The organism is Rhizobium sp. BK591 (assembly GCF_014195045.1).
GTDB classification, from domain to species: domain Bacteria; phylum Pseudomonadota; class Alphaproteobacteria; order Rhizobiales; family Rhizobiaceae; genus Rhizobium; species Rhizobium anhuiense.
The window spans coordinates 238,295-255,411 of sequence record NZ_JACIAZ010000009.1 but is presented as its reverse complement, the minus strand read 5'-3'; the positions used below and the strand labels follow the sequence as shown (position 1 = coordinate 255,411).

The following is a 17,117-nucleotide window of genomic DNA, read 5'->3' as shown; positions in this document are numbered from 1 at the left end:
GGTCAGGTGTGGTGGGTTCGCCGCCGCGCCTGACCCTTGCGTTCGAACATCTGTGTCAGGTTGACGATGGGTTCCAGCACTGAATGGCGGCGCCGGGCGGATCAGCTGATTACGCTGATCGACGAAGCGCTGAACAGGCAAGTCAATGCCATCCTCCACCATCCCGATTTTCAGGCGATGGAGGCGAGATGGCGAGGCCTTGCCATGCTCGTGCGCGAGGCAAGCCGCAGCGGCGAGGTGAAGGTCAAGCTTCTCAGCGTCAGCTGGAGCGAGCTCGCGCGAAGCATGGAGCGTGCCAGCGATTTCGACCAAAGCCATCTCTTTGAACTGATCTATAGCCGCGAGTTCGGCATGGCGGGCGGCGAGCCCTTCGGCCTGCTGGTCGGCGACTATCATCTTTCTCCCGCCGACCCGGCCGGTGGCGATCCGGTCGGCACGCTGTCGCAGATCGGCATGGTGGCGGCGGCCGCCTTCTGCCCCTTTATTGCGGGTGCAGCGCCGCAGGCGATCGGGCTTGAAGACTTTCACGAGCTGAACCGGGTCAACGACTTTTCCTGGCTTGCCTATGAGACGGCCCGCATCCGCTGGAACGGTCTGCGTGCACGGGAGGATTCGCGTTTCCTCGGGCTTGTCGCGCCGCGCATCCTGATGCGCTCGCCGCTGACGCCTCATGCGCGCGATCGCAACGACGGCTTTCCCTTCCGCGAAAGCATCGCCGCCGACGGCAGTTCGCTTCTTTGGGGCAATGCCGCTTTCGCCTTTGCCACTGTCGTCATCCGAAATTTCATCGTCTCAGGCTGGTTCGCGGATATCCGCGGCGTCACGCAGGATGCTGTCGACGGCGGCCTGCTGAGTGCAGCCGACCTGCCGCCTTATGATTTTGGCACCGAAAGCAACGGACTATCAGCCCAGCCGCCGGTGGAAATCCAACTGACCAGCGGCCAGGAGCAGCAGCTTTGCGATCTCGGCATCATCCCCGCCGCCACCACCTATCTCTCCGCTTCGGCGATTTTCAATTCCAATCAGTCGCTGCATGCGCCGCCGCACTATTCCAACGAACATGCCCGCCAGAACGCCCGCCTCGCCGCCATGCTGCAATATGTGCTCTGCGCGTCGCGCTTCTCGCATTATCTCAAGGTCATCATGCGCGACGAAATCGGCCAACTTTCGGATGCGATCTCGATCGAGCGGAAGCTGGCGGACTGGCTGACCGCCTATACGCTCGGCAATGACGATGCCGACATCGCGTTGCGCACCCGCTTTCCCCTGCGCTCGGCCGGCATCAGCGTCGCCGAGATTCCGGGCAAGCCCGGCAGCTTCTCCTGCACCGTCCGGCTGCAGCCGCATTTCCAGCTCGATGACGTTGCCACCAGCTTCCATCTCGTCGCCGAGACCGCGACCACCGGCCAGACCCCGAGCCGCCCCATTGCCATACCCGAGAGGATGTCCGCATGACGCTTTCCGCCAGCATCGCCCAATCGCTCAGCGACGACGCCCTCGATGACGCGATCGAGGAGGTCAAGGCGCATCTGAAGATCAAGCCCTCGGATCAGGAGGCGCGGCATCTCTATATCGATCTTCTCGTGCTTGCCGGGGATTATCAGCGTGCGGACAATCAGTGCAGCCTTGCGGCCACCCTCTCTCCCGACGCGACGATGGGCTTCGCCTTGCTGCGTAATGAGCTTCGGGCAATGGCGGCGCGTGACGCCTGGTTTACGAGCAGCGCCCTGCCGGAATTTCCGCAGGGGCCGAGCGAGCTCGACAAGCTCGCCGTCCGCCTCGGCATCGCCCATCGCGGCGGGGATGCGGATGAGGCGAGGACCGCGCTCGCTGCGCTCGAGAACCTGAGGGGCGAGCGCCCACTGATCTGGAACGGCAGGGCGGTCTCTGATTTCCGCGATCTCGACGACCGCACGCCGCACGCTCTCGAAGTCATCATGACCGGCGGCGCCTATCTCTGGATCGATTTCGCCAAGATCGCAGCTCTGTCGATAGAGCCAATTGCCCGTCCGCGGGATCTCGCCTTCCGCCGCGCCGAGCTCTCGCTGATCGACGGCGCGGCCGCGTCGGTGCTTCTGCCTGCGGTTTATCATGGCACCGGCAAGGATGCGACGCTCAGGCTTGGCCGTGAGACCGAATGGATTGAGGAACCCACGGGCATCACCACCGGCCGCGGCCAGCGCTGCTACCTCGCCGGCGACGAACTGGTTTCCATCCATGACACCCAAAGTCTGGAGATCGTGCCGGCAACGGCTGCCGGCAGGCAGGTTGCGCATGGCTGATCCGCTCGAACGCTACCGACTGCGCGACCGCGTCCTTGCCCGCTCGATCCTCGACAGGTTGATCGACGAGGCTCCGGATCGCGCCGTCGATCCGCCGATGAGCCTCGTCGATCAGGTCCGCGACGTCAGGGAGGCGATCCGCCGCGATCTCGAAGCGCTGCTCAACACGCGGCGCTGCCCGACCACGCCGCCGACGGCACTTTCCGAACTCAAGGACGCCCTGGTGAGCTATGGCGTCGACGGCGTCGTCTCGGCAAATCTGATGACCGACCAGGCCAAGCTCAAGCTGGCGCAAGCGATCGAGCGGCGGATCGCGCTTTTCGAAACGCGCCTTTCCGATGTCAGGGTGACGATCCTGAAAAGCCGGACGATGACCGAACGAGCGCTGCGCATGCGCATCCAGGCGACCTTCCGTCTGCATGAAGGCATGCCGCCGATCAGCTTCGAGTCGACCATCGATCCCTCGACCCAGCGCTTCCTCGTGGAGGCGGCGCATGGCTGAAGGTTTTCTGCACCGTTACAATGAGGAGTTGCTGGCGCTGCGCCGCCGGGCCGCACGTTTTGCCGATGCCTTCCCGAAGATCGCCGGCCGCCTGCGCATGACGGGAGACGTCGCCGACGACCCGCATGTGGAGCGCCTGATCCAGAGTTTCGCCTATTCGGCCGCCCGGGTCCGCCAGAAGCTGGACGACGAGTTTCCCGAACTGACCGACAGCCTGCTCGAAACGCTCTATCCCCACTACCTCTCGCCGCTGCCCTCGATGAGCATCGTCAGGTTCCGACCGAGCGATACGCTCGCCTCGGTCCAGACAGTGCCGCGTCATACGGAAATCCTGGCCGAGCCAGTGCGAGGGGAGGCCTGCCGTTTCCGCACCACGCAGGATGTCGAGATGGCGCCGATCGAGATCACCGGTGCAGCACTTTCCGGCCAGCCGATCAATGCGCCGCTTTCGCCCTATGTCGGCGTTGCCGGCTGCCTCAGGCTCTCCATCCGCAGCCTCGATGCCCGAAAGCCCCTCGGCAGCCTCGGCGTGAACCGGCTGCGCCTGCACATTCCCTCCCCCTGGCAGCAGGCGGTGGCGATCTACGAACTGCTTGCCAATCACACGCTCGGCATTGCGCTCGCCAAACATGCGGACGACCGGTCGCCGGTATTCCTGCCGGCGGGGAATCTCAAACCGGTCGGCTTCGAGCCCGAAGAGGCCATGCTGCCCTATCCGGCGCCGAGCTTTGTCGGCTACCGGCTGCTGACCGAATTTTTCGCTCTGCCACGGAAGTTTCTGTTTCTCGACATCGAGGGGCTCGATGCCTGGCGCGGCGAGACGCTGGAGCTCTTCGTCTACCTGAGGGACAGCGACGCCAAGCTCGAGCGAGCGGTGTCGGTCCGCGACTTCGCGCTCAATGCGACGCCTGTCGTCAACCTCTTCCGCCAGGTCTGCGAGCCGATTGCCATCGACGGCACCCGCACCGAATACCGTCTCCTGCCGGACGCGCGGCGCCAGAAGACCCGCGAGATCTATTCGATCGATCGCGTTCTCCTGACCGGATCGCGCGGCCAGGAGGAATTCTGCCAGCCGTTCTTCGGACGCTCCCAACGGGCAGGCGCGAGCCCGACCTACTGGCAGGCCTATCGCCGTTTCGACGAAGACGACAGGACCAGCGACATGGACATCGCCTTCGTCGATCGCCAGCGCCGCTCCGCCGGTCCCGTCGATGCGGTCGCGAGCGTCGATACGCTCTGCCTCAATCGCGACCTGCCGGAACAGCTCCCCTTCGGCGGCGGCCATCCTTTCCTGCAGCTCGCCTCCGGCCATGAAGCGGTCGCAAGTGTCGAAGCGCTGATCCCGCCGACGCCGTCGGTCAGGATGAACGATCAGGAGGGCCGAAACTGGCGGCTGATGTCGCATCTCATTCTCAATCACCTGTCGCTCTTCGACAATGACGGCGCGGCGCTGAAGGACATCCTGTCGCTCTACGCCTTCCGGGACAGTCCCGAGACCAAGCAGTTCGGCGATGCGCTCGTCCGGATCAAGGCGGGCAACTCGACCGCCCGTCTCGGCAGCGGCGGCATGGTGCCCGGTACCGAGATCGCGCTCGAATTCGATCCGGCCGCCATCGACCGGCCCTCGGCCTTCCTGTTCGGCAGCGTGCTCGACCGTTTCTTCAGTCTCTATACCTCGGTCAACAGCTTCACCCGGCTGACCATCGGGATGAAGGGGCAGTCGAGGCCGATCGCCCGATGGCCGGCACGCGCCGCCGAACGCCCGCTGCTCTGAGGAAGGATCGCTCTCAAATCATGGATCTCCCCGTCGCCCGCCAACCAGACGCCCTTGCCGATCTGCTCGAACGCGACCCCGGCCGCTTCGAGCCGGTGACGGCTTTCCGTGTTGCGCAGGCTTCGGTGGAGGAAGGGCGGCTCGATGTCGCCGCCCATGTCGGCGTCTCGCCGGCGCCGCTTGCGGTCAGCGGATACAGCCGCAAGGCCGGCCGGGCCGTCATCCGCAGCGCGCTTGCCGGTCTCGTCGGCGCGCTCGGCTCGATGCCGTCGGCCTATAACGAACTTGTCATGCGCGAGGAGCGCAACAGGTCACGGGCGCTGGCCGGCTTTTTCGACCTGTTCGGTGCGCGGATGGCGGAACTCTTCACCGACGCCTGCGAGAAATACCGCATCGCCCGGCGGCTGCGCTGGGGCGGCACGTGGGCAAACAACGCCTTCGTCACCACGCTCCTGTCGCTCACCGGTTTCGGCACCAAGCGTCTCGTCGAAAAGAGCGGCGTCGACGAAGAGCTGATCCTGCGTTTCTCCGGCTTTTTCGCCGCGCGCAACCGCAATGCTTCCAATCTGCGCGCCATGCTGCGCGAATTCAGCGGCCTGCCGGTGGAGATCGAATTGTTCCGCGGCCGCTGGCTGACCATCCCGGTGGAGGAGCGCAGCCGCATGGGCCAGCCGCAGGGCGTCCAGCTTGGGATCAATGCGACGGCGGGTGCAGCCATCCACGATTTCAGCGGCGGCTTTCGCATCGTCATCGGTCCGCTCGGCTATGCCGATTACCTGCAGCTCGCGCCGGGCGGCCGCGCCATCACCGAGCTCTTCGCCCTGACGCGGCTCCATGTCGGCGCCGCACTCGAATTCGACATACAGGCCATCCTGAAAAAGGAGGACGTCCCCTTCTGCCAGCTCGGACAGGTAGGCGATCCGCCGCGCTTGGGCTGGAACAGCTGGGCGAGGGTCGCGCCGGCGGCAAAGGACAGCGGCGATGCGGTGATCGTCGAGCGCCTGTCGGTCCAGGCGCGGTGAGGAGACGAAGATGCGGCTTGAACTGAAAGAGATCACCAGCGACGCGATGGCGCCAGGCCAGCCGAAATGGTTCTTCGAACGCGGCCGGCGAACGCTCGGCCGGGCGCCCGATTGCGATTGGCGGCTGCCGGAGGATCGGCGCTCCATCTCCAAGCTCCATTGCATCATCGAGCGCGACCGCGAAGGCTTCCTGCTGCGTGACCAGAGCGCAAACGGCTCCCGGGTCAACGGCATCGCCGTGCATGAAGGCCAGATCGTGCGGCTTTCCGACAGGTCGCGGCTGGAGATGGGCGGGCTTGCCTTTTCCGTCCACATATCAGGCGACAAGGACCGCGAGATCGAGGATCCCGATGCCGCCCTCGTGCTGAGCGACGAACCGCTGACCATCTCCGCAATCCTGGCCGATATCGCTCCGGGCGGCCATACCGCAAACGGCGTCCTTGGCGAGCGTGCGGTCGATGATTGGGGTCTTCCCGAAAAGGCCGGGAAAATCGGAGCGGCCTCATCCCGCAGTGTCGAGATCGGCTGGAGCGGCCCTCCGGAGATCCGGTCAGCCACCCAGCTTCTGCCGGAAGACTGGAATGTGGAGGAGACCGAATACGGCAGCCACCTGGAACATGGGGCCGCCACCCATGTCTCCGTGCCGATCGCCCAGCGCCGGCCGGCGCCGGTGATCGGGATCATCAACGACAACGATCCGCGGCCCGAACCGGAGCCCGAGGAATTTCCGGCGCTGGCGATCGGCCGGCCCGACGCCTTCGCCGATCGTCTGGAGCCGCTGCTTGTCCGGCTCGAGCAAGCCATCGAGAATAGTTATGCGGTTTTCGAGATCAACGCGCCATCCTCCGACGGCGAGCAGGATTTCTTGGCCGGCGGCAGAGAGGAAGCGCTCCTTGCCCGCTTCGAGACCATGCTCGGGCAGCAGCTCAAACTCAATTCCGCGCTCGAGGCTCTCGTTCAGGCGGCAGGCCGGCTGGAGCCGCGCATCATCGAGGCGCGGGTCGAGACCGGCGCCTGGCGCCTGCCCTGGCGCCGGGACCAGGCCTATTGGCAGGCTTACCGGGCACTATTCGAAAAGGACGGCGAGAGCCGCTCGATCCATGACGTGTTCCGCGACGCGATATCAGGCGCGGTGGACGACACGCAGGCAGCGCCTCGTCCGCAAGACAGGCAGGAAGGAAAAGACACACATCATGAGGAATGAGAACCGGGTGGCCTGGAGCGAAGGCATGTTCCTTCGCGTGCAGCATTTTCAGCAGGCGGACCGCTGGACGGAGCGGCTCGTGCGCACCGCGACGCACGGCCTGTCGCCCTACCCCTGGGGTGTGGCCGAGATCGGCATCGACCGCGGCGCATTGGCGATCGGCCAATTCGCGCTGTCGAACCTGCGCGGCGTCTTGCCCGACGGAACGCCGTTCGAAGCCCCCATCGATACCGATCTGCCGCCGCCGCTCGATCTCGACGAGAACACCAAGAATACGATCGTCTATCTGGCGCTTCCCGCCCGCCAGCCGGGCAAGGCCGACGTGGCGCTGAACGGTGGCGCCGCACGCAACAGCGTCCGTCTCGTCGCCTCGCCCTACGAAGCGCCCGATGCCAATGTCGAGACCGACTTCATGGCGCCGATCGATGTCGGCCGCCTCAGCCTGCGTTATCTCCGGACCGGCGACGAGCTTGCCGGTTACGAGCTCATCGGACTTGCCCGCATCATCGAGGTGCGCTCCGACCGGGCCGTGATCCTCGATCCGGACTATATCGTGCCGAGTCTCAACTGCACGGCCGCGGGACGGCTGAACGAATTGATCACCGAACTGCTCGGCATCGTGCGCCACCGCGCGGAGGCGATCGCCGAACGGATCGGCGACCCCACCATTCGAGGAACGGCGGAGGTCGGCGACTACCTGCTCTTGCAGATCCTCAACCGCGCCGACCCGATGCTGAAACATATTTCGGCGAATGCGACACGGATCCACCCCATCGTCTTCTACGAAAACTGCATCCAGCTTGCCGGCGAGCTCGCCACCTTCACGACAGACCGCAAACGCGCCAGCGACTTCCCGCCCTACCGGCACGACGACCTGAAGGCGACCTTCGCCGCCGTCTTCGACGATCTGCGCGCTTCGCTGTCCTCCGTGCTCGAACAGGCGGCCGTGGCAATCGAGCTGGCCGAACGCCGGCATGGTGTCAGGATCGGCACGATCAACGACCGTTCGCTGCTCAGAGATGCCGGATTCGTGCTGGCGGTCCGGGCCGAGATGCCGGCCGAGGACGTGCGCCGCAAGCTGCCGGCGCAGATCAAGGTCGGCCCGGTCGAGCGCATCGCCGACCTCGTCAACGTGGCGCTGCCGGGCATTCCCGTGCGGCCGCTGCCGGTGCTGCCGCGCCAGCTCCCCTATCGCTCCGGCACCATCTATTTCGAACTCGACACCAAAAACCCGCTTTGGAAACAACTCGACACTTCGGGCGCCATCGCCGTGCATCTTGCCGGCGATTTCCCCGGGCTTGAAATAGAATTGTGGGCCCTCAGAGAATGAAGACCGAACCCGCCTCCACCTGGCAGAACCTGCCGACCATCGTCGAACTCACCGAGGATGGCACTCGGAAAAAGCAATCCGCCCGCAAGATGGCGGAGATGCTGGATGACGTCCTCGACTTTCCCGAAAGTGAGGCAGGAAAGCCGCCGGTGGGATCACCTCCGAAGAGCGCCGCGTCCATCGAAACCCTCGTCCGGGATTTTCGCTTCGGCGCCGACGACGTGCCGACGCTGGTACGCTCGGCCGCACCGCTGCTCAACCTCGCCCATGCCCTGCGCTACACGGAAGAACAGCCCGAGATCGACGCTTTGCGCCAGCTGGCGATCGAAGCCGTCGGCCGCTACGAGCGCGATCTGGCGAGCGCCCGCATCAGCCCCGAACGCGCGCGCGCCGCCCACTACGTCGTCTGCGCGACGGTCGACGATGTCGTGCTCAGCAAGGCCTGGGGCGTTCGCGCCGGCTGGGCCCGCTCGGGTCTCGTTTCCACCTTCCATATGGACGTGACCGGCGGCGAACGGGTATTCGACCTGCTCGATCATTTCCAGCAGAGCCCCGGCGCCAACAAGGACCTGCTGCTGCTCATCTATCTCTGCCTGTCGCTTGCCTTCGAGGGCCGCACCCGCGTCTCGGCGCGCGGCGGGCTGGAGCTCGGCCGCATCCGCGACAGTCTCTACAAGACGTTGCTCGGCCAGTACGGCGTGTTCGAACGGGAGCTGTCTCCCCATTGGAAGGGTGTTTCGGCCCGGCATCAGCCGCTGCGCACCGCGGCCGCGATCTGGACGCTGCTTTCGCTTCTGACCCTGATCCTGGCGTTCGGCTATCTGTTCTTCACGCTCTCGCTCAATCGCGCCTCCGACGGAACCTTCGAGCGGCTCGCCAAGCTGCCGCCGCGTGATATGCCGAGCGTGCTGGTCAAGGTGCCCGAACCGCCCCGGCAGCCGCCGCCTGTTGTCGTCGCCGAAACCCCGCCGCCACCCCCGCCGCCGCCACAAGTGAAACCGCCGAGCCGGCTCGACAATCTGCTCGCCTTCCTTCAGCCGGAGGTCGAGAAGAAACTGGTCACGCTTTCGGATTCGAATGGCAGGCTGTTGGTCCGAATCAGCAATTCCGGCCTGTTTGCCACCGGCAGCGCGGAGGTCAGCCAGAAATTCCACGATCTTCTCCAGCGGATCGGCGGCGCGCTGGCCGCAGAGAATTTCCGCGCCGTGGTGGTGGGCTACACGGACAATGTGCCGATCCGCACCGTCCAGTTCCCCTCCAACTGGCACCTTTCCGAAGCCCGCGCCAAGGCGGTGGGCGAAATCCTCAGTTCGTTCACCGGGCCGGGCGCGATCCTGACCGAGGGGCGTGCCGACACCGATCCGATCGCCGGCAACGATACGCCGGAGGGCCGGGAGATGAACCGTCGCACTGAGATCCTGGTGCTGACCGATCCGAGCGAGCGGCTGAGCGATGCGGGTATGACGACACCGCGCCAGGCCGACATGCCGGATGACCCGACGGCGCCTGCTGCAGGAGGTGGTTCGCGATGAACCCGCTCAGTTATTTCTATACGCTGCGCTCCTATGTGGAGGCCTATGCCGGCCTCCTCGGCCGGCGCTTCATCTCGATCATCTGGGTGGCGGCAATCTGCGTCGTCATCTGGTTCTACGGCTATCTCGCCGCCTATGGCGATTTCAAGCCGCTGGCGAGCGCCAGTGCGCGGCTGACGCTGATCGGCATCATCATCGCCGCCTGGTTTGCTTATCTCGTCTTCACCACCATCCGCGACCGCCGCCGCGACAAAAAGCTCGTCGAAGGCATAGAGCGGGACGCGGAAGCCGAAGCGGCGGCCAGCCAGCAAGCCGAGGTGGGTGAGATCCACAATCGGCTCAAGGAAGCGCTGCAGCTGCTGCGCCGCATCACCAAGAAGCGTTTCGGCTATATCTACGAGCTGCCATGGTACGTCATCTTCGGCGCGCCGGGTTCCGGCAAGACGACGGCGCTCACCAATTCCGGCCTCAAATTCCCCCTCGGCGATGCGCTCGGCAGCAATTCGGTGCAGGGGATCGGCGGCACGCGCAACTGCAATTGGTGGTTCACCGACGAGGCCATCCTCATCGACACGGCTGGCCGCTATACGACGCAGGACGATCTGAATGGCGCCGCCAAGGCCGGCTGGGAAGGATTTCTCGGCCTGCTACGCAAATACCGGCGTTCGCAGCCGATCAACGGCGCGCTGGTGACGCTGTCGATCGGCGATCTCCTGACGCGCGATCCGGAGGCACAGCGCGAGGAGGTCAGGGCGATCCGCCAGCGGCTTTCCGAGCTCGACGAACTCCTGCATGCCCGCGTGCCGGTCTATCTGCTTTTGACCAAGGCCGATCTCCTGACCGGCTTCGTGGAATTCTTCGACGGTTTCAACAAAAGCGACCGCGAACAGGTCTGGGGCACGACCTTCGGCCTCGACGAAAGCTACAAGGCGGCAAACCTGCCGGAACGCTTCATGGAGGAATTCGCCCTGCTACAGCAGCGCGTCGACGCCATGCTGATCGAACGCCTGCAGCAGGAACCCAATCCGGAACTGCGCGGCCGCATCTTCCGCTTTCCGGCTGAACTCACCTCTTTGAAGGAGCGTCTGCACGAGGTCGTCACCGAGCTTTGCTCGGGTTCGAAACTGGTGGAGGCGCCGCTCTTGCGCGGCATCTATTTCGCCTCCGGCACCCAGAGGGATGAGACGGTCGCCGTTCCCCGCATGCGACGCAGCTATTTCCTCCCGCGCCTCTTCAAGGACGTGATCTTCGGCGAAGCCTCGCTGGTCGCCCGCGACAAGCGGCTTTCCGGCCGGCAGCTCCTCTTCCGCCGCGCCGCCTATGCGAGCGCGGTTCTGTTGCTGGCCGTCGTGCTGACAAGCTGGACGGCCACCTATATCCAGAACACCACCGCGCTCGCCGCCGCCGAAAGGCGCATAGACGCCTATGAGCAACTGGCGCGCGGCGTGCCGGTTCGCGACGTTTCGGATGCGGATTTCCTGCGTATCCTGCCGGCGCTCGACAATCTCGCCGCCGTCACCACCGACTTTTCGAAGACCCGCGTCTGGCCGGTCAGCCTCGGCCTCGACCAGAAAGGCAAGGTCGCCAGCCGCCAGCGCGAGGCCTATCAGCGGGCGCTGAACGCGCTGCTCCTGCCGCGCATGCTGGTGCAGCTCCAGAAGGACATGGCCGAAACCACCGACGTCACGCGAACCTTCGACGCATTGAAGCTCTACGGCATGCTCAGCGGGCTCGGCCCCATGAATGCGGACTTCGCATCGCTTGAGGCGGAGGACATGTTCACGAAACTCTACCCCGACGAAGGCAGGGTCGCGGCCCGGAAGGCGTTGATCGCCCATGCAAATGTGATGGCGCGGGGCGCACTGCCGCCGATCGAGCTCGACAAGACGCTGATCGCCAAGGCGCGCGACATCATCCGCTCGCAGAATATCGCCAGCCGCGCCTATGACATCCTGGCGGAATATCGCGAGTCCCGCGCCCTTCCCGCCTGGAGCCCGGCAGGCGCGCTCGGGCCGCTCGGTGAACAGGCTTTCGAGAGAACCTCCAAGGCGCCGCTCAGCGAAGGCATTCCCGGCCTTTTCTCCGCGACCGGCTACCGCACCGTCGTTCTCACCGGGATTACCGACGCCGCGCGCGAGGCGCTCGATGAGCAATGGGTCCGCGGCGATCCCAATCCTGCCGGCGTCACCGTCGATACGGTCGCCCAGGCGACGCTTCAGCTTTACTTCGACACGTTCGAGCAGCGCTGGTCGACGATCCTGGCCGATATCAGGGTAAAACCTTCCCAGACGATCGGCGATGCGGCAGAAACCACCCGCATCCTGGCGGGAAAACCCGGTCCGGTCGAGACGATCACCAAATCGATCGTCGCCACCACCGATCTGCGTGGACCCGGCGCGGAAATCGCCTCGGCCGCCAGCGACAGCCTGCCCGCGTCGACCACCGCGCTTGCCAGCGCGGCGAATGCACCCGACCCGTTCGGCCGTCTGCGCGAAGCGCTGAAGGCGCCTGCCGGCCAGTCGCCGCCTGCCGAGCAGCCGAAGGATGCGCCGCGATCGGAAATCGGGCAGCTCGAGCCGATCCTGCAGAGAGTGCAGGAGCAGCTCTCGCGCGCCACGACCTCCACCGCCGAAGTCGCGAAAGTCTTCGACGTCGACAGTCAGCTGACAGACGCCAATCAGGACCTGCTGCAGCAGGCCCGCAAGCTGCCGGCGCCGGTCGACAGCTGGATGGCCGGGCTGGCTGCGGATGTCGGATCGCTGGCGGTCAAATCCGCCCGCTCACGCATCAGCGACGCATGGGCGGCCGAAGGCGCAGGCTTCTGCTCGAACGTCATCACCGGCCGTTATCCCTTCGACCGGAAATCCCCGCGCGACGTGGCGATGAGCGACTTCATCAGGCTTTTCGGGCCGGAGGGACTGTTCAAGACCTTCTTCAAGGAAAAGCTCGAAGCCTTCGTCGACACCAGCGCGTCGCCATGGGGCTGGAAGGGCACCTTCGGCGCAGCGAGCATTCCAAGCACGGCGATCGCCCAGTTCGAAAATGCCGACAAGATCAACCGCGCCTTCTTCCCGGCCGGTAGCGACAACCCGTCGATTACGATCAACGTCAAGCCGGTATCACTGACCGAGGCGGCCAGCGCCGTGATGCTGGAGATCGAAGGCGAACGCGTGGTCTATTTCCACGGCCCGATCCAATCGAAATCGATCACTTGGCCGTCGACGGAAGCAAGCAATGCGTCCCGCCTCGCCTTCCAGCCGGGTGGCTGGCAGCAGGCCTTGACGGAAAATGGCGATTGGTCGCCCTTCCGGCTGTTCGACGATGCCGACATCGCCATACAGGGCGACGACCTCTTCCGGGCGAAATTCCAGCAGGACGGCCAAGCGGCGGAATTCGACGTGCAGTTCGGTTCGGTGCTCAATCCATTCCGGCTGGAGGCGCTCGGCGCCTTCTCATGCCCGGCACAATTCTGACCGGTCTGATATGAACGAGCGCGCCGCCCTGGACCGAAGCCCGAGCGAAACCGACAGGATCGGCTTCTTCGGCAAGCTGCCGAGCCACGGCGATTTCGTCTCGATGGGGCTCGGCCGCGGCCTGCAAACAGCACTTGACGCCTGGCTGCAATCGGGATTGCAGGCAGCGCAGCAGGACCTCGGCGAGGATTGGGAACGCCGGTTTCGCCTCATGCCGGCATGGCGTTTCATCATCGAGCGTGGCCTCTGGGGACCGGCAACCGTCGCCGGCGTCCTGCTTCCCAGTCTCGACCGCGTCGGGCGCAGCTTTCCGCTTGTTATCGCGGCACAGCTTCACGGCTTTTCCGAGCATCCGCGCCAACTCTATCTGGACGATACGTGGTTTACGGCGGCCGAGGCGATCGCCGAAAGCTCGGCCAAGCGGGATTTCGAGATCAACCATTTCACCGCAAGCCTGAAGCGGCTGAGGAGCTTGCGGCCGGCCGATCTCGCGGAAAACGAGACGCTGCAGGACAGAGCGTCCAGCCGCGGCACGATCTGGTGGCGGATCGACCCCGAGGAGCGGCGGGCCAAGGGATTTGGCGTCACTGGTGCCCCGGAACCTGCTCACTTCGCAAAGCTGCTGCGCGAGAGTGCCAGTGTGGTTTCAACGGCGCCGCAGCCAGAAACAGTCGCGACACCGCGTCCTGTTGTCGTCGAACCGCATCCTCCTCTGGTGCTCCGGCACAGCCATGCCACGCATGCCGGAACAAGGCTTGCCGTCAACGCCGATGCGCTGCTCGTTTCGGAAACGCCCTCGCTCTTTGCCGTCGCCGATGGCGTGGGTGACGGCAACACCGCGGCCGAAGTCGGCAAGATCGCCGTTCACGTGCTGGCCGAAACGGCGAAGCAGCAGACGATCGAAGCGCTGGTGCAGGAGGTCAAGGGCAAGCTCGGCCGTGCCCACGGCCTGCTTCAATCGGCCTATCATTCCTCCGATCGCGAGCCGTCGGCCGCCAGCATCGTCGTGCTGGCCACGCTTGGGGACAGCTGCGCCTTGCTCTGGGTCGGCGATGCCCGCTGCTATCTCTTACGGGACGGCATGATGCGCTGCCTCACCCGCGACCATGTTGAGATCGGCCTGCGGCGCACGCTCTCGCGCGCCATCGGCATGCGGGGACATCTCATCCCCGAAGTCCGTTTCGGCGGACTGCAGGCCGGCGACCGGCTGCTGCTCTGCAGCGCGCCGCTGCCGAATGCGATCCCTGAACGCGGCATCGCCGAAATCCTGCTTTCCGCAAAGATCGAAAAGGCGGCCGACATCCTCGTCCACGAGGGGCTGATCGCCAATTGCCGTGACAATCTCAGCGCCATCGTGATCGATGTGAAGACCGATGAGCCGTGAACCTCCGGACGCGGATTTCGAGGAGATCGCGCGACGTTTCTCCCATCTCTGGCAGGCCTTGAATGCCAGGGCGGACAGTCGGTATCCGCTCGAGACCCGGCAGATGCTGGTCGACCGGGTCCGGGATGCGCTCGATCGAGGCGAGGCCCGCCTCAGCGATACCGATCCCGGGGTCATCGCCAACAGCTTCGCGCTCGAGGCGCTGGTCCATGACGGCGCGCTGACCCAAATCTATCGTGCCCGCCATCGTGATCTCGGAACGCTTCATGCCATCAAGATGCCGCGGCCCGAGCACGCCGATGACCCCGTGCTGAGGAAGCTCATGCTGCGTGAAGCCGAGATCGGCATAACGCTCCGTCACCCTCATATCGCTGGAACACAAGCGGTTCTGCGCCTCGCCGACGGACGCCCGGCCCTGGTGATGGAATGGCTCGGGAGACGGCTTGCGGATCGCTTGCAGGAACAACCGTTATCTCCGGATGAGGTCATCTCGATCATGATTTCGGCGCTGTCCGGGCTGGACGCCATCCATGCCGCCGGCACCGTGCATTGCGACCTGTCGCCGCTCAATCTTCTCGTTGCCGATGGCGACCTCTCCCAATTGAAGATCGCCGATTTCGGCATCGCGATCGAGGTCGGGTGCCGGCACGGGCAACTCGATCTCGCCTTCGCCGGCCAACCAAGATTTCGTGTCTCCGGAACAAATGGCCGGTGAATCGCTCGACGGCCGATCCGATCTCTATGCCGCTGGACTTCTGCTGTCCCTGCTCCTGCATCATTGCGGCGAGGAAGGCGAAGAGCTTCAGGCTTTAGAGGCGTTGGCGATCTGCCTGTCACAGCACAATCCTGAAGACAGGCCCGAGAATGCGAAGGCCGCCTTGCATCTGCTCGGCGGCCTCGCGAAACGTCCAGTCGGCGCTTAGTTGCCGCTCGATCCGGGGATCGGCGCTGCGGCCGTCGGCACGCTCTTCTGGTAGACGTTGAAGAGCTTGGCAAAATCCACCAGGCTGGCGTTGCTGGCGTAGATGATATCGCCATCCATCATCTGGAATCGCTGCATCAACGCCAGATTGGAAACGTCCTTCAGATTGACCCGGTAAATCACCGGCTTGGTGCGCACGACAGGCGGCGCGGCATTCTTGCCATTTGCGGCTGCAACCTGCGTATAGACCGGCTGGTTGCGCAGCACATAGAAATTGCTTGCATCGGCACGATCGTCGAGCAGGCCGCCGGCGCGCCCGAGCGCCTGGGCCAACGTCAGCTTGCCCGGTTCGAATTCGAACTCGCCGACACTCTTGAAGGCGCCGAAAGCGGTGAAGGTCGGCGAGTCCTTGTCGACATAGATCTGATCATCAGGCAGCAGGTAGACATTCTGTTTGCTGTCATCGATGACGCGCTGGAGCGGCACGGTGGCGCGCTGCTTGCCGCGCATCAGCGTGACGGTCGCCGATCCTGGCGCCGACGATGCACCGCCGGCAAGAGCGACCGCATCGAGCACGCGCTCCTTGCGTGCGCTGAGCGGGAAACGGCCGGCGGAGCGTACATCACCATTGACGGTGAAACCGCTGGAGGGCCTGTCGACAACGGTGACGACGGCCTGCGGATTGACCGCCGAGCCCTTGAGGCCGGTGACGATGCGGGTCTGCAGGGCTTCCGGCGAGGAATCCACCACCCGCTGCTTGCCGATGAAGGGAAGCGTCACATTCCCCGTCGAATCGACGGTGAACCGGCCGAGATTGAGGGTCTTGCTCTGGGTCGAGGAGAAAAGTCCATCTTCGCCGGGATCGAGGATCGTCACCTCGATGACGTCGCCGCGCCTCAGCTTCGTATCGGCAAATCCGCCCGAGCGCATAAGGCTGAGCCCGGGATCCGTGGCCGCATAGGCCAGCGGGGTGACCGCAACCGGACCCATCGGCGCTTCAGAGAGCCTGACCACCGGGATCCGCTCATTACTTTGAGGGGCAGTGGCATTATAAAAACCACCGGCGGTTGGGCCATCCGATGGCCGGGCGCAGGCACTGAGAACTGCGACAAGGACGAGCGGCGCCAACTTTCGCATCAAGTATCCTTTTGGCAATATTGAGAGAATCGGAAAATATCAGCGGCATGCGACCGAGCAATACCAGTTGCACGCGAAAAATCAATTATGACAGTCCAGAGGTAGGCATGTGTGACTAATTGGCAACCATCAGCCCCTCGGTGGAACCAAATCCTTCGCCCGTCTTTTCGGTCGAAGTTGGCGTCGACTCATGGCGAATGAGCAAATGGCTTTGCGCATCAAACGAATCTACGAGCCGAAGGAAGACAGTGATGGCACCCGCATCCTGGTCGACAGGTTATGGCCGCGCGGATTGAGCAAGCAGGATGCGGCAGTCGATATCTGGTTGAAGGATATCGCGCCAAGCCCGGCGCTGCGCCGATGGTTTGGCCATGACCCCGCCAAATGGACGGAGTTCCAGCGCCGCTACCGGGACGAACTGGAAGAAAATTCATCGGCCGTCGAAGAATTGAAACGCCAGATCCGGCAATCGGACGCGACACTTCTCTACGCTGCGAAAGATCTGCGCCACAATCACGCGATCGTCCTCCAGCGTTTCATCGGCAAGGACTGACA

At 64.5% G+C, this 17,117-nt stretch carries 14 protein-coding genes; 13 read left to right on the top strand and 1 reads right to left on the bottom strand.

Features of this window, described 5'->3' with window-relative positions; genetic code table 11:
* The first annotated feature begins 66 nt into the window (after positions 1 to 66).
* Genes tssC through FHX10_RS35335 form a run of 12 tightly spaced genes read left to right on the top strand, consistent with a single transcriptional unit; the run spans position 67 to position 15,426 of the window.
* Positions 67 to 1,455: a type VI secretion system contractile sheath large subunit gene (gene tssC / locus FHX10_RS31625; protein ID WP_063474131.1), complete on the top strand. Its 1,389-nt coding sequence runs from the start codon at positions 67 to 69 to the stop codon at positions 1,453 to 1,455.
* Entirely contained in the window at positions 1,452 to 2,282 is an 831-nt protein-coding gene (locus tag FHX10_RS31620; RefSeq protein ID WP_047616891.1) for a type VI secretion system accessory protein TagJ, read from the top strand. Before tssC ends, FHX10_RS31620 begins: the two co-directional genes overlap by 4 nt.
* Positions 2,275 to 2,784, top strand: coding sequence for a type VI secretion system baseplate subunit TssE (gene tssE / locus FHX10_RS31615; protein WP_047616893.1), 510 nt, complete (start codon positions 2,275 to 2,277; stop codon positions 2,782 to 2,784). The genes FHX10_RS31620 and tssE overlap by 8 nt, the downstream gene beginning before the upstream one ends.
* A complete protein-coding gene (gene tssF, locus FHX10_RS31610; RefSeq protein WP_047616895.1) occupies positions 2,777 to 4,558 on the top strand; it encodes a type VI secretion system baseplate subunit TssF in 1,782 nt (593 codons plus the stop codon). Before tssE ends, tssF begins: the two co-directional genes overlap by 8 nt.
* A gap of 20 nt (positions 4,559 to 4,578) precedes the next feature.
* On the top strand, positions 4,579 to 5,580 hold the full coding sequence (gene tssG / locus FHX10_RS31605) for a type VI secretion system baseplate subunit TssG (protein WP_063474185.1): 1,002 nt from the start codon (positions 4,579 to 4,581) through the stop codon (positions 5,578 to 5,580).
* 10 nt (positions 5,581 to 5,590) lie between these two features.
* On the top strand, positions 5,591 to 6,784 hold the full coding sequence (locus FHX10_RS31600) for a type VI secretion system-associated FHA domain protein (protein WP_063474130.1): 1,194 nt from the start codon (positions 5,591 to 5,593) through the stop codon (positions 6,782 to 6,784).
* Positions 6,774 to 8,114, top strand: coding sequence for a type VI secretion system baseplate subunit TssK (gene tssK, locus FHX10_RS31595; protein ID WP_047616899.1), 1,341 nt, complete (start codon positions 6,774 to 6,776; stop codon positions 8,112 to 8,114). The genes FHX10_RS31600 and tssK overlap by 11 nt, the downstream gene beginning before the upstream one ends.
* Positions 8,111 to 9,646, top strand: a complete 1,536-nt coding sequence (gene tssL / locus FHX10_RS31590) for a type VI secretion system protein TssL, long form (protein ID WP_063474129.1) — start codon at positions 8,111 to 8,113, stop codon at positions 9,644 to 9,646. Before tssK ends, tssL begins: the two co-directional genes overlap by 4 nt.
* Positions 9,643 to 13,119: a type VI secretion system membrane subunit TssM gene (gene tssM, locus FHX10_RS31585; RefSeq protein WP_097595374.1), complete on the top strand. Its 3,477-nt coding sequence runs from the start codon at positions 9,643 to 9,645 to the stop codon at positions 13,117 to 13,119. The genes tssL and tssM overlap by 4 nt, the downstream gene beginning before the upstream one ends.
* Positions 13,120 to 13,129: 10 nt before the next feature.
* Positions 13,130 to 14,503 (top strand): type VI secretion system-associated protein TagF, encoded by a 1,374-nt coding sequence (gene tagF / locus FHX10_RS31580; RefSeq protein ID WP_063474127.1) that lies wholly within the window; start codon positions 13,130 to 13,132, stop codon positions 14,501 to 14,503.
* Positions 14,493 to 15,218: a serine/threonine-protein kinase gene (locus tag FHX10_RS31575; RefSeq protein ID WP_246781273.1), complete on the top strand. Its 726-nt coding sequence runs from the start codon at positions 14,493 to 14,495 to the stop codon at positions 15,216 to 15,218. Before tagF ends, FHX10_RS31575 begins: the two co-directional genes overlap by 11 nt.
* Positions 15,208 to 15,426, top strand: coding sequence for a hypothetical protein (locus tag FHX10_RS35335; protein ID WP_246781272.1), 219 nt, complete (start codon positions 15,208 to 15,210; stop codon positions 15,424 to 15,426). The genes FHX10_RS31575 and FHX10_RS35335 overlap by 11 nt, the downstream gene beginning before the upstream one ends.
* Here FHX10_RS35335 and FHX10_RS31570 read toward each other — a convergent pair.
* Complete coding sequence (locus FHX10_RS31570; protein ID WP_063474125.1) at positions 15,423 to 16,562, bottom strand: polysaccharide biosynthesis/export family protein; 1,140 nt, start codon at positions 16,560 to 16,562, stop codon at positions 15,423 to 15,425. The two genes, FHX10_RS35335 and FHX10_RS31570, sit on opposite strands and share 4 nt — an antisense overlap.
* A 205-nt stretch (positions 16,563 to 16,767) precedes the next feature.
* Here FHX10_RS31570 and FHX10_RS31565 point away from each other — a divergent pair, with 205 nt between their 5' ends.
* Entirely contained in the window at positions 16,768 to 17,115 is a 348-nt protein-coding gene (locus tag FHX10_RS31565; protein WP_063474124.1) for a DUF488 domain-containing protein, read from the top strand.
* The last annotated feature ends 2 nt before the right edge of the window (positions 17,116 to 17,117 follow it).

Coding starts and splice junctions, on each gene's coding strand:
- tssC (WP_063474131.1), top strand. CDS start 67: ATGGGTTCCAGCACTGAATGGCGGCGCCGGGCGGATCAGCTGATTACG.
- FHX10_RS31620 (WP_047616891.1), top strand. CDS start 1,452: ATGACGCTTTCCGCCAGCATCGCCCAATCGCTCAGCGACGACGCCCTC.
- tssE (WP_047616893.1), top strand. CDS start 2,275: ATGGCTGATCCGCTCGAACGCTACCGACTGCGCGACCGCGTCCTTGCC.
- tssF (WP_047616895.1), top strand. CDS start 2,777: ATGGCTGAAGGTTTTCTGCACCGTTACAATGAGGAGTTGCTGGCGCTG.
- tssG (WP_063474185.1), top strand. CDS start 4,579: ATGGATCTCCCCGTCGCCCGCCAACCAGACGCCCTTGCCGATCTGCTC.
- FHX10_RS31600 (WP_063474130.1), top strand. CDS start 5,591: ATGCGGCTTGAACTGAAAGAGATCACCAGCGACGCGATGGCGCCAGGC.
- tssK (WP_047616899.1), top strand. CDS start 6,774: ATGAGGAATGAGAACCGGGTGGCCTGGAGCGAAGGCATGTTCCTTCGC.
- tssL (WP_063474129.1), top strand. CDS start 8,111: ATGAAGACCGAACCCGCCTCCACCTGGCAGAACCTGCCGACCATCGTC.
- tssM (WP_097595374.1), top strand. CDS start 9,643: ATGAACCCGCTCAGTTATTTCTATACGCTGCGCTCCTATGTGGAGGCC.
- tagF (WP_063474127.1), top strand. CDS start 13,130: ATGAACGAGCGCGCCGCCCTGGACCGAAGCCCGAGCGAAACCGACAGG.
- FHX10_RS31575 (WP_246781273.1), top strand. CDS start 14,493: ATGAGCCGTGAACCTCCGGACGCGGATTTCGAGGAGATCGCGCGACGT.
- FHX10_RS35335 (WP_246781272.1), top strand. CDS start 15,208: ATGGCCGGTGAATCGCTCGACGGCCGATCCGATCTCTATGCCGCTGGA.
- FHX10_RS31570 (WP_063474125.1), bottom strand. CDS start 16,562: ATGCGAAAGTTGGCGCCGCTCGTCCTTGTCGCAGTTCTCAGTGCCTGC.
- FHX10_RS31565 (WP_063474124.1), top strand. CDS start 16,768: ATGGCTTTGCGCATCAAACGAATCTACGAGCCGAAGGAAGACAGTGAT.